The following is a 20,771-nucleotide window of genomic DNA, read 5'->3' on the forward strand; positions in this document are numbered from 1 at the left end:
CGCCCCCGTCCGGGCGGTGGCGGCCGCCGCCGGCGTCGGCGTCGGCACCATCTACCGCCACTTCCCGACCAGGGCCGAGCTGGTCGTCGCCGTCTACCGCCACCAGGTCGACGCATGCGCCGAGGCCGGGCCGAGGCTGATGGCATCGTCCGCGTCGCCGGAAGCCGCGCTGCGCGCGTGGCTCGACCTGTTCGTCGACTTCCTGGTCACCAAGCACGGCCTGGCGGCGGCCCTGCAGGACGAGAAGGTCGGCGCCGCCCTCCACCAGCACTTCGTCGACCATCTCGTCCCGGTGTGCGCCGACCTGCTCGCGGCCGCCGCCGACCATCCGCGGGGCGGCGCCGGTCCGACGGCGTACGAGGTGCTGCGCGGCATCGGCAACCTGTGCATCGGCGCTGGCAGAGACCCCCAGTTCGACGCGCGCCGAGTCGTCCGGGCCTACGTCTCAGGGGTCCTGGCGGAGGCCCGCCGGGAATGACCCGGGCCGCACGTCGTTGACGCCTGTATGACTTCTCTCGACTTCGGACCACTCGTCCTCGGCGGCAACACGTTCGGCTGGACGTCCTCGCCGTCCGAGAGCCACGCCGTGCTCGACGCCTTCGTCGACGCGGGCGGACGCTCGATCGACACAGCGGACGTCTACTCGGTCTGGGTGCCGGGCAACACCGGCGGCGACTCCGAGCGGATCATCGGCGACTGGTTGGCGGCCCGCGGACGTCGCGACGACGTGTCGATCGCGACGAAGGTGTTCTCGCTGCCCGACCGTCCGGGGCTGTCGCCCGACAACGTCCGGGCTGCGGTCGACGAGTCGCTGACGCGTCTGCGCACCGACCGGATCGACCTCTACTACGCGCACCGCGACGACCACGACGTCCCGCAGGAGGAGTACGTCGGCGTGTTCGACGAGCTCCTGACGGCGGGCAAGGTCGTAGAGGTGGGCGCGTCGAACTTCGACGCCGGGCGCCTGCGCAGTGCCGTCGAGGTCGCCGACGGTGCCGGTCAGGCGCGCTTCACCGTCGCGCAGGACCACTTCAACCTCGTCGAGCGCGACTACGCCGAGACGCTGGCCCCGACGGTCGCCGAGCTGGGGATCGTCGAGCTGCCCTACTACGCACTCGCCTCGGGCTTCCTGACCGGCAAGTACCGACCGGGCACGTCGGTCGACTCGACGCGCGCCGAGGGCGCCGCCGCCTACCTCGAGGACGACCGCAACGTCGCGCTGCTCGAGACCCTCGACGCGATCGCCGCCGACCACTCGGTCGGCGTCACGGCGGTGGCCCTGGCCTGGTTGCGCCAGCAGCCGACCGTCGCGGCGCCCGTCGCGAGCGCCCGCACGGTCGAGCAGCTCGCCGCGCTGGTGGAGTCGTTCGACCTGACCCTCACCGACGAGGAGCTAGCCCGCCTGGCCTGAGCCCCACCCGCCCGAGATGTCGGCACCTGTGGAGGGGTGGGCTCGCGCAGAAGGTGCACAGCCGCCGACATCTTGGGGTGCCCCCCTGGGGTGGGCGTCAGTCGCGGTCGATGGGGCACGACATGCAGCGGGGCCCGCCACGCCCCGAGCCCAGCTGGTCGCCGCTGATCGTGACGACCTCGATGCCGTGCTCCTCGAGCCGCGCGTTGGTCTGCTCGTTGCGCTCGTAGGCGACCGCGAGCCGGGCGTTGATCGCGAGGGTGTTGTTGCCGTCGTCCCACTGCTCGCGCTCGGCGGTGACGGGGTCGAGGCCCGTGTCGATCTGGTGGAGCGTCTCGATGCCCATCGCAGCGGCGGCCCCCTCGAAGAACGAGGTCTCGGCGCCGATGACGAAGCCGTCGTCGCCCCACGTCAGGGGGACGGAGCGCAGCGTGTCGGACATGGTCGGGTAGATCACGACGGTGTCGACGTCGACCATCGTCACGATCGTGTCGAGGTGCATCGTGGCGCGCTCCTGCGCGATCGGCACCGCCAGCACGGTGTGCGCGAGGCCCTCGGACAGCACCTGCTGCGCGAACCGCTCGAGACCGGCGGGGGTCGTCCGCTCGCCGATGCCGACCGCGATGACGCCGGGGGAGAGCTCGAGGACGTCGCCGCCCTCGAGGTGCTCCAGGTGGGGGCCGTGGACGATCGGGGTGCCGGCGAACCGCTCGTGGTGGCGGTAGATCAGCCCGGTCAGCTGCGTCTCGCGCACCCGCGCGGGCATCGCGAGGCTCGTGACGGCGACGCGGTCACGCAGCCACACCGACGAGTCGCGGGTGAACAGCAGGTTGGGCAGCGGGTTGATGAGGAAGTCCTCGGGCTGCATCAGCTGGTGCGCGGCGCTGCCGTCGAGGTGCACCTCGTCGTTGCGCAGGCCCGCCATCAGCGTCTCGGCCAGCTGCGCCGGGTCGGCGTCGGCGAGCTTCGCGCCGATCAGCGCCTGCAGGCTCGGGCCGACGAACAGGCCCTTGAGCGTGCTGTCGATGATCTCGTCGCGGGCTGCGTCGATCGCGAGGGTCTGCGTCAGCAGCTCCGTCAGGTACAGCACCTCGACGTCGTGGTCGCGCAGGGCCTGCGCGAACGCGTCGTGCTCCTCCTGCGCGCGGCCGAGCCACGGGATGCCGTCGAACAGCAGCTGGTCGTTGTTGCGCGGCGTCAGCCGTCCGAGCTCGGGCCCGGGACGGTGCAGCATGACCGTGCGCAGGCGTCCGACTTCACTGTCCGCTCCGAGAGGCATGACGACAGCCTAGTGAGGGGCGGGGTCGTCAGTAGATCTCCTCGTAGTTGGACGCCTTCACGGTGAACGCCTCCGACTCGACGTCCGTGTGTCCGGTCCGCTTGATCACGAAGGTGCGGGTCGCCCGCAGGTAGACCTTCTCGGCACGAGCTCGGCTCGCCCGGTAGCGCTTGAGTGCCCCGGCCTTCTTGGCCTTGCTCCCGTGGGCCGCCTTGACGGCCTTCTTGTAGGTCCGCTTCGCTGAGGCGTTGGACTTCACCAGCGTGGCCCGTGCGGTCTTGAGCTGCTTCTTCGTCTTCGGGGTCTCCACCCGTGACTCGACGGTCGTGTGGACGGTTCGCTGCGACGAGCCGGCCGCGGTCAGGTACGCGGCGCTGACGTAGCGGTCGCGCTGGACGCTGAGCACCGTGGTCAGCTGGACGGAGCCGGACATCAGTCCCTTGAGCTCGCGCGTCTCCGTGTAGCCCACCTCGACGCCGAAGGTGTAGGACCCGGACAGTCGGTGCTCGCTGCTGGTCGAGGGTGTCATCGCAGCGAACGCGCAGATGCGCGACGTGGTCGAGCCGGAGCCGTCCGGCTCGACGATCGCCGCTCGCACGACGAGCCCGGTCACGCCTGGTCCGTCCACGGAGCTGGCACGCCACTGGTAGAGCTGGGCCGCGCCGTCGAGGTCGGCGGCGCAGGCCCGTCCGACGATCTGACGCACCGCTGCGTCAGTGGCCGGGCCGGTGGCGATGTCGGGCTCGCGGATGCCCGCGGCGGCCGTCAGGATCGAGTCGCGGGTGACGCCGGTGCTGCCGCTCGCCGCCGCCGGACCGGAGACTGCTGCGGTCGCGACCAGGAGACTGGTCGTCAAGAGGGCGATCGACGACATGGTTCGGTGCACGGGTGCTCCTTCGTTGTCGGGCCGCGCGGCCCACCACAGTGTGACGGTCGACCCGGTCACCGTCGGTCGACGGGGTGACACGTGCGACTCCGTGGGACGTGGTGGCCAGGTCACGCGACGGGGGCCCAGCCGACGTCGGTCGAGATGACGGTGGTCGGCGCGCTGACCAGGGCTGCGCTCCTCGTGGCGCCAGCGGGTGCGGCGCCTGCGGGCACGTCGGCGACCGCCGCCCGGTAGGCGGCCTTCGCCCGCGCACGCCGCACGTCGTAGGACTTCTTGGCGGCGACCCTCTTCCGCTTGCTCCGGCCGGCTTTCTTGCGGGCCTTCGCGTACTTGGTCCGCGCGTTCCTGAGGGCGGCGTCGTACGTCCTCCTCGCGGCGGCCAGCTCGGCGGCCGTGCGGGGCGTCGACGTCGGGGCAGGCGTCGACGGGGCCGGCGTGGACGGGGTCGGCGTCGGCTCGACGCTGACCGACGTCAGCGACACCTCGAGCACCCCCGAGTCCGAGACGTCGACGGGCGTCGACACGTGCACGTCGCCCGACAGCGTCGAGGTGTGCAGCGTCCGCGCCCCGTCGGCGGCGTCGACCGGCAGGCCGCTGACGACGACCGACCCGTCGAGCTGGACGCCGTCGGAGGTGGGGGCCAGCGCGACGGTCGCCAGCGACCTGGTCTGCACGCTGTCGGTGCGCGTCAACGAGACGTCGATCAGCACGCCCGTCACGGACGCGTCGGCGGGCGTCGGGTAGGCGGTGTAGTCGACGAGATCGCCGCCGACCGACACGGCGCTCGCGACGATGTCCCGCACCAGGCGGTCCAGCTTCGCCTCGGCCGTGGCGTCGGGGTCGGTCGCGCGGAGCCCGGACGCGGCCTCGAGCACCATCGCGCGGGTCACGGACGTCATGGCAGGGGGTCCACCGGCGGCGCCGTCTGCGACGCCACCTCGACGGCTCCCTGGTCGACCTCGGCGGCGGACACCTTGACGGGTGCGACGGCGACGGCAAGTGCGAGCCCGCTCGCCGACAGCATGAGCAGGGGACGCGTGATGAGACGGTTCATTCTTCTCCCAAGGAATGAGGCCGCGAACGGCAGACGAGCCACGACTCCCGGGGTGGCCCACGACCATGATCCACCAGATCGACGCAGTTGGGGGCATCCGGCCCAAGATCGTCACCCTGGCCGGGCTCCCGCGCCGCACGTGACGATCCCGCCCGGGCTGGCGCTCGGGCGGGATCGTCGGGTGTCAGACGTCGGAATGGCTCACAGCGTCGACGTGTCGTACTGCGCGGACACCGAGAACGGCGTCGGCGTCTTGGTGGTCACGAGCTTGAAGTTGGCGACCGCGGTGCGGTACTTCGCCGTGGCCGACGCCCGCTTGGCCTTGTAGGCCTTCTTGGCAGCGGACTTCTTGCTCTTGCTGCTGCCGGCCTTGTCGAGCGCCTTGGCGTAGGACTTCTTGGCCGACGCGATGCGCTTCGTGTACTTCTTCTTGGCGGCCCTCTTCTCCTTGGACGTCTTCTTGTCGGCGATCTTGACGACGTTCGACTGGACCGCTGCGCCGCTCGCGGAGAAGGTCGGCAGCTCGCCCGTCGGGCCGCTCGACGTGAAGACGAGGTTGACCGCAGGCGTCACGAACGCGTCGCCCGAGAGGGCCACCGTCGCTCCGCCCGTGATCGTGGCCGTGCCCGTGAGGACCGAGCGGTCCGCGACCGTTGCGAGCGCGCCGAACGAGCACACGCGGCCGGCGACGGAGCTGGAGTCACTCTCGGTGTTGAGGATGTATGCGCTCACGACGACGCCATCGGCGCTCTGACCGGTCATGGTGGCTGCGGCGACGGACTGCACCGCGAGCTCGGGCCCGTCCGGATCGGTGATGCACACCCGGTTGACCATCGCCCGCAGGGCGCGGTTGGCGGCGGGGCCGTAGCCGGGTCCGCCACCGAAGATGCCACCCGTCGTGCTGTCGGGGTTGGCCCGCACTCCGGCTGCGGCGGTGAGCACTTGCTCGCGGGTGATGCCGGACGGCGTGGCGGCAGTGGCCGGGACGGCGGCCAGGGCGACCGAGCCGACCGCGATGGACGCGACCGCGACCAGTGACCGGGACAGGATGGATGTGCGCATGGATCTCCTAGGTGTCAGGTGTCGGCGGGGGGTCCGACAGCTCATCGTGCACCTCTTTTGACTGGCGGCGCAGGACATTTCGCACATCGGTTTGATCCGCCACGAGGACCAGGACATCAGCAGACACGGGCTAGGCCCGAACACGTCGATCCCGCCCGAGCGGGCGCTCGGGCGGGATCGATGGTGCTTCAGGTCAGCGCAGGCGGAGGTCCTGCGTCGTGAACGTGAACGCCGTCGTCGACGTGTTCGCGTTCTCGGTCACCACGATCGTCAGGGTGCCGGCCAGGGCGCGGTGGAGCGTGGCCTTGGCAGCCTTCTTGCGCGCCGCGTAGGCCTTGCGGGCGGCAGCCTTCTTGCTGCTGTTCCCGTCGGCCTTCTTCAGCGCCTTCGAGAGCTTGGCCTGCGCGGTGTCGATCGTCCGGTTGTAGGCCTTGTAGGCCGCGCGCTTGCGCTCGGTGCTCTTGGGAGTGACCACGCGCGAGGACGTCGTCGTCTTGGCCTGGGTCACCGTGACGTTGCCCGAGGCGGTCGCGATCCCGTAGCCGTACGAGAGGTCGGTGACCGGAGCGGTCACGTAGACGTCCCCGGAGAGCGTGTAGGCGTGGCTCGTCGGTGCGGCGGCGCTGGAGCTGAACTGCTGCTCGGCGAGCGTCGCGGTCCCCGACATCGTGCTCGACGACTTCTCGGTGGCGAAGCCGGCGAACGTGCAGGTGCGGCTGGGGCTGTTGTCGGCCGGATCGACGAACGCCTCGGCGATGAAGCCGTCGACGCCCTCGGGCTGGTTCGTGGTGCGCAGTTCGATGTCGCGTCCGTCCTTCTCGCCGATGCCGCAGATCTTCTCGACGAGGGCGAGGTTGCCGTCGGCGAACCGGTTGTCGTTGCGGATCTGGTCGGCGACGGTGAGCACGGCCTCGCGGCTCGTGCCGGTCGTGGTGTCGGCCGAGGCGGGTGCTGCGGCCAGGGCGACGGAGCCGATGGCCAGTGACGCGACGGCGACGGCCGAACGGGTCAGGAGGGATGAGCGCATGGTGGTCCTTCGGGAGTGAGGTGTCGGGGTGCGGTGCATGGCGGTGTCAGCCGACGATCGACGGGCCGGTCGACACCGAGAAGCGGCGGGCGTCGGCCGCGGCCGAGCGCGTCTTGACGAGCTTGTAGTCGGCGATCGCGTACGAGTACGACGACTTCACCGCGGAGCGGCGCGACAGGTAGGCCGCCCGGGCGACGGCCTTCTTCGTGGGGCTGCCGTGGGCCCGCTTGACGGCCTTGGCGTACGACTTCTTCGCGGCCTTGATGCGCTTGACGTACGTCCGCTTCGCCGCCTTCTTGGCCGCCTTGCTCTTCTTGTCGGCGATCTTGGTGACCGTCAGCACGCGCTGCCCGTTCGGGGCCGTCACGAGACCATTCGCCTCGGCGCCCGCGAAGCTGAAGGAGCTGGTCGCCTGGGTGACGGGCGAGACGAAGACGTCGCCGGAGAGGCGGGACGTCACGGTGCTCGTGGTGCCCTGACCGAAGGGGAAGTCGGTCAGGCGCACGGTCGAGGTCGTGACCTCGAGGTCGCCCGTGAAGGTCGTCCCCGATCCGAGCGGTGCCACGGCGGCGAACGTGCAGGTGTCGAGGTTGCCGAACGGGAAGCCCGTCGGTCCCTCGACGTCCTCGGCCGACTGACGCAGGACGGTGACGGTGAGACCGTCGACGCTGTCGGGCGTGGCGACGGGCTGCCCGAAGACGCCGAACGTGTCGCTGCCCAGGGGCCCGCACGCCTTGGCTGCGAGCGCAGCCAGCTCGGGGGTGCCGTTCTGGGGCGAGCCATCCTCCGGGTCGGCGCGCAGGCTGCTGGCGGCGGCGAGGACGTCCTCGCGGGTGATGCCGTTCGCCGTGGCGGCGGTGGCCGGCGCGGCGACGAACACGGCCGAGCCGATGGCCAGCGAGGCCACCGCGATCACGGACCGGGACAGGACGGACGAACGCATGGTGCTCCTTGGGAGTGAGGGGGCCGACCGGCCCGTCGTCCAGCATGCGCGAGATCTGCTGCGGCTGCGGGCTGGAAGGTGAAGACCATCACATCGGACTATTTGGCGTGGCCCGTCCGGATCCGGACGAAGCGATCCCGCCCCGAGCACGACGGCTCGGGGCGGGATCAGGGGAGTTGGATCAGCCGAGGTTGTTGTTGCGGCCGCTGGCCGTCAGGTTGAACGGCGTGGACTGGGTGACGGTCTTGGTGTTGGTGACGTAGCGGTAGTTCCAGACCGCGTAGTCGTACTTGACCTTCGTCTCCGCCCGCTTGGCCAGGTAGGCCTTCTTCGCGGCGGCCTTCTTGGCCGAGTTGCTGCCGGCCCGGTCGAGCGCCTTGGCGTACGCCTTCTTGGCCTTGGCGATGCGCTTGTCGTACTTGGCCTTGGCAGCCCGCTTCTCGACCTTGGACTTGTGGTCCCAGATCTTGCGCTGGTCGGTCACGGTCTTGGACGTCGTGGCCGCCCCGGCAGCGGTGAAGTCGACGGCGGAGTAGTTGCTGAAGAACTCGTTCTCGTCTCGCGTGATGCTGGTCGACACGAACGCGTTGCCGGACAGCTGTCCGGTGGTGGAGTCGTCCGCCGCAGCGTTCGCGATGATCGGTCCCTCGGTGTCCGCGGGGCGGGGGGTCAGCGTGAGCGTCGCCTGGCCGCTGAGCTTCGCGTCCTTGTCGGCGGTCACGACCAGTCCGAAGTTGCAGTACCGGTGCGTGTAGTCGCCTCCCTCGATGTTCTCGTGCAGCTCGACCGAGACGATCGCGCCGTCCGCCCCGCTGTTCTGCTTGAAGAAGTTGAAGTACGCGCCGTGCGGGTAGAGGTCGTTCGTCGTCGTGTAGCCGCAGACCGTCTCGGTCAGCTTGTCGAGGGCCGCCTGCTCGGCTTCGGTGTAACCGCCGCCGTTGGACTGGTAGCTGCGGGCCGCGTCGAGGACCGAGACGATGGAGGCGCGGTCGATTCCGGCCGGTGTGGCGGCGGTGGCGGGGGCTGCCGCCAGGGTGACCGAGCCGATGGCCAGGGTCGCGACGGCGACGGCCGCGCGGGAGAGGATCGAAGTGCGCATGGAGCTCCTTGGGAGTGCTGGGAGGCCGGGCGACCTCTCGCGCATTCTTGCGGTGTTCACACGTTCGTAACCTGGCATTCGGCACAAGTCATCCGAAGTGACTAGGCGGGTGATCCGTCCGGGCCCGGTTCACGGTTCGCGATTCGGCCCCGCGACCCGCTGTCGTCCCCTACCGTTGCGCCCCGGGGCCTCGACCGTCGTCGTCCCGAGGAGAGGTCGTCGTCATGCTGAAGGTCCGGGGCCGGGTCGCCCGCCGTCTGTCCACCGTCGCCCTGGTCGGTGCCCTCGCGGCCGGACTGCTGACGGCGCAGGCGTCCTCGGCCGTCGCGGTCTCGACCGGCTCGATCCAAGGCACCGTGAGCTCGGGTGCGTCCGGCTTCGACGCGTCGGAGGTGCTGGTCACCGCCTACGAGCTCGAGGACGACGAGTGGGTCGAGGCGGGTTACGGCTGGCCCGACGGTGAGGGCCGCTACTCGGTCGACGGCCTCGCCGCCGGCGACTACCGGCTGGAGTTCTACGACTACTCCGAGACGGCGGCCACCGAGTACTGGGACGACGTGACCGACATCGAGGACGCGGACGACGTCGCGGTCGGTGCGGCGCAGGTCGTGACCGGCAAGGACGCGGTCCTGGCGCAGGCCCTGCCCATCGACAGCTCGCGTGAGCCGTCGATCTCCGGCGCCCGGACGCCCGGATCCGTCCTGACGGTCGACCCCGGCGCCTGGGTGCCCGGTGACGTCCAGGTCTTCTACGAGTGGATGCTCAACGGCGAGGAGGTCGAGGGAGCCTACGACCGGACGTTCACCCTGACGGCGCAGCACGTGGGCCTGCCCGTCGCGGCCCGGGTGACGGTCTGGAAGCCGGGGTACCGCTACGAGACGCGGACGCTGTACGCCGGCGCGGTGGGCCTGGCCACGCCGACCGGCCTGAACGTCGCGGCGACCCCCGCGGGCGCGACGTTCACCTGGAACGCCGTGCCCGGGGCGACGGACTACCGGCTGACGATGCAGGGACGGACGCGCACGTTCGGCGGCAGCACCGGTGGCCGGACGGCGATGACGTTCTACGCCGGATCGCTCGAGCCGGGGCGCACCTACACGGCGTCGGTGGAGGCCACCGCGTCGACGCGGCCGGTCTCATCGGTCCCCGCCACCGTCACGTTCACGACTGCGGCGATGCCGGCGGCCACGAAGCTCCGGACGTACGAGAAGAAGGCACGCTCGAGCGGCGTCGCGTGGCCGGCCGTGGAGGGCGCTCGGCGCTACGAGATCACGGTCTGGTCGAAGGGCAGGAAGGCCAGGACGTTCAAGACGGTGAACCGTGGCCGGAGGCTGAACGGCCTGAAGCCCGCCACGAAGTACTACGTCCGGGTCACCTCGTTCTCGGCCGACGACCTCTCGCGCTCGGTGAGCAGGAAGTGGACGTTCACGACGCGCAAGAAGTAGGCGCACCGAACTGTGGCGGTCGACGCACCCCGTGCGTTACCTCGCGGACACCCGACCTGCGTACGCTCGTGCGTGTGGACTGGAACGACTACGACGCTGCCCTCTTCGACCTCGACGGCGTGATCACGCCGACGGCTGAGGTGCACATGCGCGCATGGGCCCAGATGTTCAACGACTTCCTCCGCGAGAGGGGTGTCGACGAGCCGTACACGGACGCCGACTACTTCACGTACGTCGACGGAAAGCCCCGGTACGACGGCGTCAGGTCGTTCCTCGCCTCGCGCGACATCGAGCTGCCCGAGGGCGACGCGTCCGACCCGGTGTCGGCCGAGACCGTCGCGGGCCTGGGCAACCGCAAGAACGACGACTTCGAGCAGATCCTGCGGACCGAGGGCGTCGAGCCCTACCCCGGCTCGGTCGCCCTCGTCGAGGCGCTCGAGAAGCGCGGCACCAAGATGGCGATCGTCTCGAGCTCGCGCAACGCCGCGGCCGTCCTGACCGCCGCCGGCATGATCGAGCACTTCCCGGTCATCGTCAGCGGCAAGGAGGCCGGTGAGCGCGGCCTGCCCGGCAAGCCCGCGCCCGACACGTTCCTCGCGGCCGCCGACGACCTCGGCGTGCCGAAGGAGCGGGCCGTCGTGTTCGAGGACGCCCTCTCGGGCGTCGCCGCCGGGCACGCCGGCGACTTCGGCCTGGTCATCGGCGTCGATCGGGGCGTGGGCGCCGACCAGCTCACCGAGCACGGCGCCGACGTCGTCGTGTCCGACCTCGACGAGCTCGTGGACGGTGTCGGCGCATGAGCCCCTCGCACATCGCGCCGCAGGTGCACGACTTCCTCAACCGTTCGCGCTACCCCGTCGACGAGTGGGCGCTGGTCGAGAGCCACATCGACAACGACGACCTCGGCACCACCGAGACGCTGTTCAGCGTCGGCAACGGCTACCTCGGCCTCCGCGGAAACGTCGACGAGGGGCGCGACTCCTTCACGCACGGCACGTTCGTCAACGGGTTCCACGAGACGTGGCCCATCCAGCACGCCGAGGAGGCCTTCGGCTTCGCGCGCGTCGGCCAGACGATCGTCAACGCCCCCGACGCCAAGGTCATCCGCCTCTACGTCGACGACGAGCCGCTGCTGCTGCCGATCGCCGACCTCATCGAGTACGAACGTCGCCTCGACTTCCGCACCGGGGTGATGTCGCGCGACATCCTGTGGCGGACGCCCGGGGGCAAGCGGGTGCGGGTCCGCTCGCGCCGCATGGTCTCGTTCACGCAGCGCCACCTCGCGGTGCTGACGTTCGAGGTCACGATGCTCGACGACTACGCGCCCGTCGCGATCTCGTCGCAGATCCTCAACCGCCAGGACGGCGAGGACGAGTACCACGTCCGCTCCAAGGCGATGGGCGAGGGCGTCGACCCGCGCAAGGCCGGCCAGATGAACCACCGCGTCCTGCGTCCGCAGAGCAACTGGGGCAATCTGGCCGACGGTCGCGTCGCGCTGGGCTACCAGTGCTCCGAGAGCGGCATGACGATCGCGGTCGCCGCCGACCACCGTCTCGAGACGGCCAACAACTACACGAAGCGCATCCAGACCGACGACGACCTGGCCAAGATGACGTATCGCATCGACGCCGAGCCGGGTCAGCCGATCGTCCTGACCAAGCTCGTCAGCTATCACACGTCGCGCGGCGTGCCGTCGCGCGAGCTGCTCGACCGCTGCCGTCGCACGCTCGACCGCGCGCACGACGAGGGCCTCGACCAGCAGTTCGACGACCAGCGTGCCTGGCTCGACGGCTTCTGGGAGCGCTCGGACGTGGAGATCCCCGGTCAGCCCGAGGTGCAGCAGGCGACCCGCTGGAACCTCTTCCAGATCGCGCAGGCCTCGGCCCGCGCCGAGGGCACCGGCATCCCCGCCAAGGGCGTCACGGGGTCGGGCTATGGCGGCCACTACTTCTGGGACACCGAGATCTACGTCCTGCCGTTCCTGACGTACACGACCCCGCGCGCGGCCCGCAACGCGCTGCGGTTCCGGTACACGCTGCTCGACGCCGCGCGGTCGCGCGCCCAGCAGCTCGCCCAGCACGGGGCCCTGTTCCCGTGGCGGACGATCAACGGCGAGGAGGCCTCGGCCTACTACGCCGCCGGCACCGCGCAGTACCACATCGACGCCGACATCTCCTACGCGCTGAGCCAGTACCTGGCGGCCACGGGAGACCTCGACTTCCTCACCCGCGAGGGCGTCGACATCCTCGTCGAGACCGCCCGCATGTGGGTCGACCTGGGCTTCTGGCGCGACGAGGAGGACGGCACGTTCCACATCCACGGCGTCACCGGCCCGGACGAGTACACGACGGTCGTCAACGACAACCTCTTCACCAACGTCATGGCCCGCTTCAACCTGAGCCGTGCGGCCCAGGCCGTCCGTGACCTCGCCGCCCGCGACGGCATCGAGTACGAGCGGGTCGTCGAGCGCCTGGGCCTCGCGATGAGCGAGGTCGACGAGTGGGAGCGCGCCGCCGCCGACATGGCCGTCCCGTACGACGAGCACCTCGGCGTCCACCCGCAGGACCAGCACTTCCTGGAGCGCGAGGTGTGGGACCTCGAGCACACGCCGCTCGACAAGCGCCCCCTGCTGCTCAACTACCACCCGCTGGTGATCTACCGGTTCCAGGTGCTCAAGCAGGCCGACGTCGTGCTGGCCCTGTTCCTGCAGGGCGATCACTTCACGCCCGAGGAGAAGCGCGCCGACTTCGAGTACTACGACCCGATCACGACGGGCGACTCGACGCTGTCGGCGGTCGTGCAGTCGATCATGGCGGCCGAGGTCGGCTACCACGACCTGGCGCTGCGCTACTTCCTGTCGGCGCTGTTCGTCGACCTCGCCGACCGGCACCACAACACGTCCGACGGCGTGCACGTCGCGTCGACGGGCGGCGTGTGGAGCGCGCTGGTCAGCGGTTTCGGCGGCTTCCGCGACCACGGGGGCGTTTTCACGATCGACCCGCGCCTGCCCGAGGCGTGGGAGTCGCTGACGTACCGGCTGACGCTGCTGGGCACGCGGGTGCGCGTCTCGGTGCTGCCCGACCGCGTCGACCTCGAGGTCGAGGACGGCGCCGAGGCGTCGCTGGTCGTGCGCGGCCACGCCGTCACGGTGCGCGCCGGCGCGCCCGTGTCGGTCGCGCTGGACGGTCAGGGGCCGCGGCTCGAGGGTGAGCCCGCACCGGTGCCCGGACGCCGTCGCGCCGACGGCACGATCATCGCCGCGATCGTCCCCGGCACGTGATCCCCGGCCGCTCGACGGCGTGAAAAGAGAGGTTCCTGTGATCTTTCGAGACACGCATGGAACGATCTAGGGGTGATCACCGTGATGTGGAAGACCGCTGCCGGCGAGAAGGGCGAGGTTCAGCTGTCCGGCGACGACAAGTGGACGTTCGGCCGCACGGGTGGCGCCGACGAGCCCACGGTCGGTGTCGACCACCCGCTGGTCAGCCGCACGGCGCTGGTCATCCGTGACTCCGGGCCCGGCCCGGTCGTCTTCCGCGGTCAGCGCGACAACGGCGCCAAGGTCTCGCTCGTCAGCGTCATCGGCTCGGTCACGTGGCTCGACGAGGGCACCGCGGGCAACCTGACGGCCGAGGAGAACCGCGTCGAGCTGAGCCTCGACGGCGAGGTGCTCGTGACGGTCGACGTCGAGTTCGACCAGCGCGGCTCCGTCGTCGAGCGTCAGCAGGCCGACGAGCGGTAGAGCCCGCCGCATGAGCACGACGACCGCCGACGTCATTGTCGTCGGCGCGGGCGTCGTGGGTGCGTCGACGGCACTCGAGCTCGCCCGGTCGGGCCGCTCGGTGCACGTCGTCGACAAGGCCGCCGGTCCCGGTCACGGCTCCACCAGTGCGTCGAGCGCGATCGTGCGGTTCAACTACCCGACGTGGGACGGTGTCGCGGCCGCCTGGGAGTCGCGGTTCCGCTGGGACGAGTGGGAGGACCACCTCGGCGTGCGTCCGGCCGACGGTCTCGCGACGTTCAGGCGCTGCGGCATGGTGTTCCTCGACGTCGACATCCTGCCCGCCCGGCTGCAGGCCGAGCTGTTCGACCGTGCCGGCATCCCGTACGAGGTGTGGGGCCCCGACGACCTCGAGCGGCACCTGCAGGGGCTGGACGCGGGACGGTTCTGGCCGCCCAAGCCCGTCACGTCCGACGCCTTCTTCGCCGACCCGCCCGGACGGCTCGGCGCGATCTTCACGCCCGACGCCGGCTTCGTCGACGACCCCCGACTCGCCGCCGCGAACCTCGCCGAGGCCGCGGCGCACCACGGCGCGACGTTCTCGTTCCGGCGCACCGTGACGGCGATCGGCCGGGCCGGCGACGACTGGCAGGTGACGCTCGACGACGGACGTCGACTCGTCGCCCCGGTCGTCGTCAACGCCGCTGGCCCGTGGTCGTCCCGCGTCAACGAGCTCGCCGGCATCGGCGACGACTTCACGGTCGCCGTCGCACCGATGCGTCAGGAGGTGCACCAGGTGCCGACGCCACAGGGTCTGGGCGACCACCCGCCCGTCCTCGCCGACGCCGACATCGGCATCTACCTGCGCCCCGACTCCGGAGGCCACGTGCTGGTCGGCGGCACCGAGCCCGAGTGCGATCCGCTCGACTGGATCGACGACCCCGACGCGTCCGACCCCCTGCCGTCGCGCGAGCGCTTCGATGCCCAGGTGCTGCGGGCCGCGCGGCGCCTGCCCGACCTCGCGGTGCCGCACCGCGTCCGCGGCATCACCGGCGTGTACGACGTCGCGACCGACTGGACGCCGATCTACGACCGCACGGCCGAGGACGGCTTCTTCGTGGCGATGGGCACGAGCGGCAACCAGTTCAAGAACGCCCCGCTGGTCGGCACGCTGATGCGGGCCCTGGTCGACGGGGTGCAGGCCGGTGTCGACCACGACGCGTCGCCGATCACCGTCACGATGCCGCACACGGGCCATGTCGTCGACCTCGGCGCGTTCAGCCGCCGACGCGCCCTCACCGCCGACACGTCGGGGACGGTCTTCGGCTGACACCTGCCGCTATCGTCGGGAGCATGGTCTCCAAGCGCCCAGGGTTCTCACTCGGTCTGCCCAAGGCAGAGCTGCACGTCCACCACGTCGGGTCCGCGTCGATGCGGACGGTCGCCGAGCTGGCTCACCGACATGCCGGCAGCACCACGGTGCCGACCGACGACGAGGGGCTGGCGGACTACTTCACGTTCACCGACTTCGGCCACTTCGTCGAGGTCTACCTGTCGGTCGTCGACCTGCTGCGCACGCCCGAGGACCTCTGGACGCTGACGCACGACGTCGCCCGCGACCTCGCGGCGCAGAACGTCCGCTACGTCGAGCTGACGTGCACGCCCTACACGTCGATCGCGGTCGGCATCAGCGCCGAGGCGTACTGCGAGGCCCTCGAGGACGCCCGCCGTCGCGCCGAGGCCGACTTCGGCATCACGATGCGGTGGATCTTCGACATCCCCGGCGAGTCGGGCGTCCCCGCCGCCGACGTCACGCTCGACACCGCGCTGCGCCTGCAGCCCGACGGCCTCATCGGCTTCGGCCTCGGCGGGCCCGAGGTCGGCGTGCCGCGTCCGCAGTTCAAGCCGCACTTCGACCAGGCGCGGGCCGCGGGCCTGCACTCGATCCCGCACGCGGGGGAGTCGACCGGCCCGCAGACCATGTGGGACGCGATCGAGTCGCTGGGTGCCGAGCGCATCGGCCACGGCATCGCGGCGGCGCACGACCCCGCCCTGATGGCGTACCTCGCCGAGCACGGCATCCCGCTCGAGATCAGCCCGACGTCCAACGTCCGCACCCGGTCGGTCGACTCGATGGACGAGCACCCGCTCGCGACCCTCGTCGAGGCAGGCGTGGCGGTGTCGATCAACTCCGACGACCCGCCGATGTTCGGCACGACGCTCAGCGACGAGTACGAGGTCGCCCGCAACCTGCTGGGCCTGACCGACGCCGGCGTCGCCGAGCTGGCCCGCGCCGGCGTCCGTCAGTCGTTCGCGCCCGACGACGTCAAGGCCAGGATCCTCGGCGAGATCGACACCTACGTCACGCCCTGACCCCCGCCCCGCGTCGGGCGGTGCCTGAGCGACGTGTCAGGGACCCTTATAGGTCGCCACGTCACCGCGATCCGGCCGGAACGACCTAGGCGGGCTTGGGTGCGACCGGCACCCGGACGAGCAGGACGCCGGGCTGCACGTGGGCCCGGATCACGGTGCCCTCGCCGACGGGGTCGCCGTCGAGCTGCATCGGCATGGGCTTCTCGGCCTTGATCACGACGGTGCTGCCGGTCAGCCGGTCGAGACGCTCGTTGGTGCGCTTCTGACGTCCGACGACGCGCACGATGATCGCGAGCCAGCCGATGAACCGCTTGGGCGCGATGACCACGACGTCGAGCTTGCCGTCGTCGATCTGGGCGTCGGGCAGCAGCGGGATGCCGCCCTGCAGGAAGCCGACGTTGCCGACCACGACGGTGCGCGCGCGGAACTTGCGGTACTCGCCGTCGTCGACCTTGATCTTGACCTTCATCGCCGGGAACCGGGCCGCCTTCACGCCGCTGACGAAGTACGCGAGCCAGCCGACCTTGCTCTTGAGCTGGTCGTTGACGCCCGTCATGATCGCCGCGTCCATGCCGAGGCCCGCCATGACCAGGAACGTCGTGCTGGTGCCCGAGTCGGTCTCGAGGTTCGACAGGTCGATCGCGCGGTCCTGGCCGCCGAACACGACGTCGAGCGCGTCGCGGGTGTTGAGCGGGATGCCGAGGTTGCGCGCCAGCAGGTTGCCGGTGCCGTGCGGCAGGATGCCGACCGCGACGCCGGTGCGGGCGACCTCCTCGCACACGGCGCGGACCGTGCCGTCGCCGCCGGCCGCGACGATCAGGTCGGCGTCGGCCTTGAGGGCGGCGCTGGCCTGGCCGTGGCCCGGGTCCTCGACCGTGGTCTCGAACCACAGGGGCTCGTTCCAGCCGGAGATCTCGGCGACCGCGCGCACGCGGCCCTTGAACTCCTCGACGTCGCCGACCTTCGACGGGTTGATGACGACCGCGGCCCGCTTGCGTCCCGTGCCCGTGATGACCGCGAGCTCGTGCGGCAGGCGGGTGCGGCTGCTGACGACCAGCACCCACAGCCCGATCGTCACGAACATGCCGAACGCGAGACCGCCCACGACGTCGCTGAAGTAGTGCACGCCGAGGAACACGCGGCTCGCGCCGACGCCGATCGCCAGCAGCGTGAACACCGTGATCAGGATGCGCCGGCGCCACCCGCGCCCGGTCAGGACGATCGCGACGAGGATCGCGACGGTGAAGAACATCGCCGCGCCGGCCGAGTGGCCGCTCGGGAACGAGTAGCCGCCGATCTCGTAGAGCGGCTCGTCGAACGACGGACGCGTGCGGGTGAACGCCAGCTTGAGCAGCGCGTTGCCACCGATCGCGGCGACACCGCTGAGCACGACCCACACCGCCACGGCACGTTCGCGCTGCCACAGCGCGTAGAGCGCGACCAGCACCAGCACGACGGCGGCCGAGAGGTTGCTGAAGATCACGGCGACCGCGTCGAGGAACGAGACGAGCCCGGGGTGGCCGGCCGTGACGTCGTAGGCGCGGTCGGCGACGTTCAGGTCGAGACGCATGACGGCCCGGGTGTCGGTCGCGACGGCGACGGCGAAGAAGGCGAAGACGACGGCGGGGACGGCGACGAGCCACGTGATGACGGACGGTCGGCCGGGCTCGGCGCGACGCAGGTCGAACGACATGGCTCCTCCTCAGGGGTCGGTCAACTCTAATGGACCCGGAGACGCTCTCGTGCCGGACGATAGGCTGGCGACGTGATCGACGCCCGCCTCCTGAGAGACGACCCTGACGCCGTGCGCGCTGCCCAGCAGCGCCGCGGTCTGCCCACCGACGTGGTCGACGAGCTCGTCGCCGCCGACGAGCAGCGCCGATCGTCCATCGTGGCCTTCGAGGCCCTGCGCGCCGAGCAGAAGAACCTCGGCAAGCTGATCCCGAAGGCGCAGGGCGACGAGAAGCAGCAGTTGCTCGCGCGCACCAAGGAGCTCAGCCAGCAGGTCAAGGCCGCCGAGGCGGCCCAGGCCGAGTCGGGCGAGACGTTCGACCGCCTCATCCGCACGCTGCCCAATCTCGCGTCGCCCGAGGCCCCGCAGGGTGGCGAGGACGACTTCGTCGTGCTCGAGACCATCGGCACGCCGCGCGACTTCGCGGCCGAGGGCTTCGAGCCGCGCGACCACCTCGAGCTGGGCCAGATGCTCGGCGCGATCGACGTCGAGCGGGGCGTCAAGGTCAGCGGCTCGCGCTTCTACTTCCTGACGGGCGTCGGCGCGCAGCTCGAGCTCGCCCTGACGCAGCTCGCGATGAGCAAGGCCGCCGAGTGGGGCTTCACGCCGATCATCCCGCCCGCGCTGGTCAAGCCCAGCGCGATGGAGGGCACCGGCTACCTGGGCCAGGGCGCGTCCGACGACGTCTACTACCTCGAGAAGGACGACCTCTACCTGGTTGGCACGTCGGAGGTCGCCCTGGCGGCGTACCACTCCGACGAGATCCTCGAGGCCGAGTCGCTGCCGCGCCGCTACGCCGCGTTCAGCCCCTGCTACCGCCGCGAGGCGGGCTCGTACGGCAAGGACACCCGCGGCATCTTCCGCGTCCACTGGTTCGACAAGGTCGAGATGTTCGTCTACACGACGCTCGAGGAGTCGTACGCCGAGCACCAGCGCATCCTGGGCTGGGAGAAGGCGTGGCTCGACGCCCTCGAGCTGCCGTACCGCGTCATCGACGTCGCCTCGGGCGACCTCGGCCTGTCGGCGATCCGCAAGTTCGACTGCGAGGCGTGGATCCCGACGCAGGGCAAGTACCGCGAGGTCTCGTCGGCGTCCAACACGACCGAGTTCCAGGCGCGCCGCCTCGACATCCGCGTGCGGGGCGAGGAATCGACGACGCCGGCCGCGACGCTCAACGGCACGTTGTGCGCCATGACGCGCACGATCATCGCGATCCTCGAGAACGGGCAGCAGCCCGACGGCTCGGTGCGTCTGCCGGCCGCGCTCCACCCCCTGCTGGGCGAGCGCCTGAGGCCGATCGCGTGAGCGAGCGCCAGCGAGCGAGCCATCAGGGCTGCGTCGTGAGCGGGCGTCGGTCATGACCTGGGTCCCCCAGCTCGTCGCCCTCGACGTCGACGGCACGATCGTCAACGGCGACAACGAGCTCAGCGACGTCGTGCGCGACGCCGTCGTCGCGATCCGCGACGCGGGCATCGAGACCGTCATCTCGACGGGGCGCGCGATCTCGGGCGTCATGGACACGGCTGCCAAGCTCGGCTTCACCGACGGGCTCGCGGTCGCGAGCAACGGCGCGGTCGTGTTCACGTACGACCCGGTCGAGGTCGTCCACTCGGTCACGTTCGACGCGGCCGACGCGGTGCGCCGCGTGCTGCAGGAGGTGCCCGACGCGATCGTCGCGGTCGAGCAGGTCGGCTCGGGCTTCCGGGTCAACCGGCCGTTCCCCGAGACCGAGTTCGCGGGGCAGTTCGTGATCGACGACGTCGAGAAGCTCATCGCCGAGCCCGTGACGCGTGTCGTCATCCGCTCGACCGACCACACGCCGGCCGAGTTCACCGCGATCGTCCACGACCTCGGCCTGACGGGCACCAACTACTTCATCGGCTACTCGGCGTGGCTCGACCTGGCGCCCGAGGGCGTCTCGAAGGCGTCGGGCCTCGACGTCGTGTGCGAGCGCCTGGGCCTGACGGCGGCGGACGTGCTCGCGGTGGGCGACGGCAACAACGACCTCGAGATGCTGCAGTGGGCCGGTCGCGGCGTCGCGATGGGCCAGAGCCCCGATGCGTTGAAGGCCGTGGCCGACGCCGTCACCGGCTCGATCGACGAGGACGGCCTCGCCCAGGAGCTGGCGAAGTACCTCTAGCCGCCCGCCCCCGGTTTCCCAGGAGAACCCCGGAAGCTTTCGGGGCCCACCCCGGAAACGGGAACCTCACCCAGGTTGCAACAGGGGCGAGGTGCCGGATCACTAGGTGAACCCCGGAATCGGACGTCGGCGAGCCGCAGCTTCCCGTGTTCACCTGGGAAACTGCGGGGGCGCGACGCCCCGGGGATCAGCCGGCCAGGAAGCTGAGGCGCACCTGGCGGTTCGGGTTGTCGACGTTGGTGTCGACGAGGCACACCGACTGCCACGTGCCGAGGGTCAGGCGTCCGCCCAGCACCGGCACCGTCATCGACGGGGCCACGAAGGCCGGGACGACGTGATCGCGTCCGTGCCCCGGCGTGCCGTGCTGGTGGACCCACCGGTCGTCGCGCGGCAGCAGGTCGTCGAGCGCCGTCAGCAGGTCGTCGTCGCTGCCGGCGCCGGTCTCGATGATCGCGACCCCCGCGGTGGCGTGCGGCACGAACACGTGCAGCAGGCCGTCGCCCCGATCGCGACAGAAGTCGGCGCACTCCCGGGTCAGGTCGCGCACGACGGCCGAGCCACCGGTGCGGACGTCGATCGTGATGCTGTCCATCAGG

General features: G+C 70.8%; 20 protein-coding genes. 10 read left to right on the forward strand and 10 right to left on the reverse strand.

The genetic code is table 11. The features are described from left to right. Together IFT73_RS16645 and IFT73_RS16650 are read left to right on the forward strand one after the other, a co-directional pair. A partial coding sequence (locus IFT73_RS16645; protein WP_192168583.1) for a TetR/AcrR family transcriptional regulator occupies positions 1-478 on the forward strand: 478 nt, incomplete at its 5' end. Positions 479-505: 27 nt separating this feature from the next. Next, the gene (locus tag IFT73_RS16650) at positions 506-1,411 is read left to right on the forward strand and encodes an aldo/keto reductase (RefSeq protein WP_192168584.1); all 906 of its coding nucleotides are present in this window, start codon (positions 506-508) and stop codon (positions 1,409-1,411) included. A gap of 97 nt (positions 1,412-1,508) precedes the next feature. Here IFT73_RS16650 and IFT73_RS16655 read toward each other — a convergent pair whose 3' ends face one another. From IFT73_RS16655 to IFT73_RS16690, 8 genes are all read right to left on the reverse strand, one after another. Then, on the reverse strand, positions 1,509-2,690 hold the full coding sequence (locus IFT73_RS16655; RefSeq protein WP_192168585.1) for an arginine deiminase: 1,182 nt from the start codon (positions 2,688-2,690) through the stop codon (positions 1,509-1,511). Positions 2,691-2,718: 28 nt separating this feature from the next. Then, complete coding sequence (locus IFT73_RS16660) at positions 2,719-3,576, reverse strand: hypothetical protein (protein WP_192168586.1); 858 nt, start codon at positions 3,574-3,576, stop codon at positions 2,719-2,721. A 110-nt stretch (positions 3,577-3,686) separates the two neighbouring features. After that, a complete protein-coding gene (locus tag IFT73_RS16665; RefSeq protein WP_192168587.1) occupies positions 3,687-4,478 on the reverse strand; it encodes a hypothetical protein in 792 nt (263 codons plus the stop codon). After that, positions 4,475-4,633 carry a hypothetical protein gene (locus IFT73_RS16670; protein WP_157432422.1) on the reverse strand — a complete coding sequence of 53 codons (159 nt, stop codon included), beginning with the start codon at positions 4,631-4,633 and terminating at the stop codon, positions 4,475-4,477. Before IFT73_RS16670 ends, IFT73_RS16665 begins: the two co-directional genes overlap by 4 nt. A gap of 201 nt (positions 4,634-4,834) precedes the next feature. Beyond that, positions 4,835-5,695, reverse strand: a complete 861-nt coding sequence (locus tag IFT73_RS16675; RefSeq protein WP_192168588.1) for a hypothetical protein — start codon at positions 5,693-5,695, stop codon at positions 4,835-4,837. Between the two features lie 193 nt (positions 5,696-5,888). After that, positions 5,889-6,722, reverse strand: a complete 834-nt coding sequence (locus tag IFT73_RS16680; protein WP_192168589.1) for a hypothetical protein — start codon at positions 6,720-6,722, stop codon at positions 5,889-5,891. Positions 6,723-6,768: 46 nt separating this feature from the next. After that, positions 6,769-7,665 carry a hypothetical protein gene (locus tag IFT73_RS16685; RefSeq protein WP_192168590.1) on the reverse strand — a complete coding sequence of 299 codons (897 nt, stop codon included), beginning with the start codon at positions 7,663-7,665 and terminating at the stop codon, positions 6,769-6,771. 181 nt (positions 7,666-7,846) lie between these two features. Next, on the reverse strand, positions 7,847-8,764 hold the full coding sequence (locus IFT73_RS16690) for a hypothetical protein (protein WP_192168591.1): 918 nt from the start codon (positions 8,762-8,764) through the stop codon (positions 7,847-7,849). Positions 8,765-8,988: 224 nt separating this feature from the next. On the opposite strand from IFT73_RS16690, the gene IFT73_RS16695 reads away from it, so the two are divergent. The 6 genes from IFT73_RS16695 to IFT73_RS16720 all read left to right on the forward strand — a co-directional run bounded on the left by IFT73_RS16695 (position 8,989) and on the right by IFT73_RS16720 (position 16,303). Beyond that, positions 8,989-10,209, forward strand: a complete 1,221-nt coding sequence (locus tag IFT73_RS16695) for a hypothetical protein (RefSeq protein WP_192168592.1) — start codon at positions 8,989-8,991, stop codon at positions 10,207-10,209. A gap of 74 nt (positions 10,210-10,283) precedes the next feature. Continuing rightward, positions 10,284-11,009 carry a beta-phosphoglucomutase family hydrolase gene (locus IFT73_RS16700; protein ID WP_192168593.1) on the forward strand — a complete coding sequence of 242 codons (726 nt, stop codon included), beginning with the start codon at positions 10,284-10,286 and terminating at the stop codon, positions 11,007-11,009. Then, complete coding sequence (locus IFT73_RS16705; RefSeq protein ID WP_192168594.1) at positions 11,006-13,489, forward strand: glycoside hydrolase family 65 protein; 2,484 nt, start codon at positions 11,006-11,008, stop codon at positions 13,487-13,489. The genes IFT73_RS16700 and IFT73_RS16705 overlap by 4 nt, the downstream gene beginning before the upstream one ends. Positions 13,490-13,561: 72 nt before the next feature. Then, the gene (locus IFT73_RS16710; RefSeq protein ID WP_192168595.1) at positions 13,562-13,951 is read left to right on the forward strand and encodes a hypothetical protein; all 390 of its coding nucleotides are present in this window, start codon (positions 13,562-13,564) and stop codon (positions 13,949-13,951) included. A 10-nt stretch (positions 13,952-13,961) separates the two neighbouring features. Continuing rightward, the gene (locus IFT73_RS16715) at positions 13,962-15,260 is read left to right on the forward strand and encodes an FAD-binding oxidoreductase (protein WP_192168596.1); all 1,299 of its coding nucleotides are present in this window, start codon (positions 13,962-13,964) and stop codon (positions 15,258-15,260) included. A 23-nt stretch (positions 15,261-15,283) separates the two neighbouring features. Then, positions 15,284-16,303, forward strand: a complete 1,020-nt coding sequence (locus IFT73_RS16720) for an adenosine deaminase (RefSeq protein ID WP_192168597.1) — start codon at positions 15,284-15,286, stop codon at positions 16,301-16,303. A gap of 85 nt (positions 16,304-16,388) precedes the next feature. Here the strand turns inward: IFT73_RS16720 and IFT73_RS16725 are convergent, their stop codons facing one another. Continuing rightward, complete coding sequence (locus tag IFT73_RS16725) at positions 16,389-17,996, reverse strand: phosphatase PAP2 family protein (RefSeq protein ID WP_192168598.1); 1,608 nt, start codon at positions 17,994-17,996, stop codon at positions 16,389-16,391. 72 nt (positions 17,997-18,068) lie between these two features. On the opposite strand from IFT73_RS16725, the gene serS reads away from it, so the two are divergent. Next, positions 18,069-19,340 carry a serine--tRNA ligase gene (gene serS / locus IFT73_RS16730; RefSeq protein ID WP_192168599.1) on the forward strand — a complete coding sequence of 424 codons (1,272 nt, stop codon included), beginning with the start codon at positions 18,069-18,071 and terminating at the stop codon, positions 19,338-19,340. Between the two features lie 52 nt (positions 19,341-19,392). After that, a complete protein-coding gene (locus IFT73_RS16735) occupies positions 19,393-20,175 on the forward strand; it encodes an HAD family hydrolase (RefSeq protein WP_192168600.1) in 783 nt (260 codons plus the stop codon). 187 nt (positions 20,176-20,362) lie between these two features. On the opposite strand, the gene IFT73_RS16740 is transcribed toward IFT73_RS16735, so the two are convergent. Continuing rightward, entirely contained in the window at positions 20,363-20,767 is a 405-nt protein-coding gene (locus IFT73_RS16740; protein ID WP_192168601.1) for a YjbQ family protein, read from the reverse strand. Between the last annotated feature and the right edge of the window lie 4 nt (positions 20,768-20,771).

Source organism: Aeromicrobium sp. CFBP 8757 (assembly GCF_014841755.1).
Lineage (GTDB): Bacteria > Actinomycetota > Actinomycetes > Propionibacteriales > Nocardioidaceae > Aeromicrobium.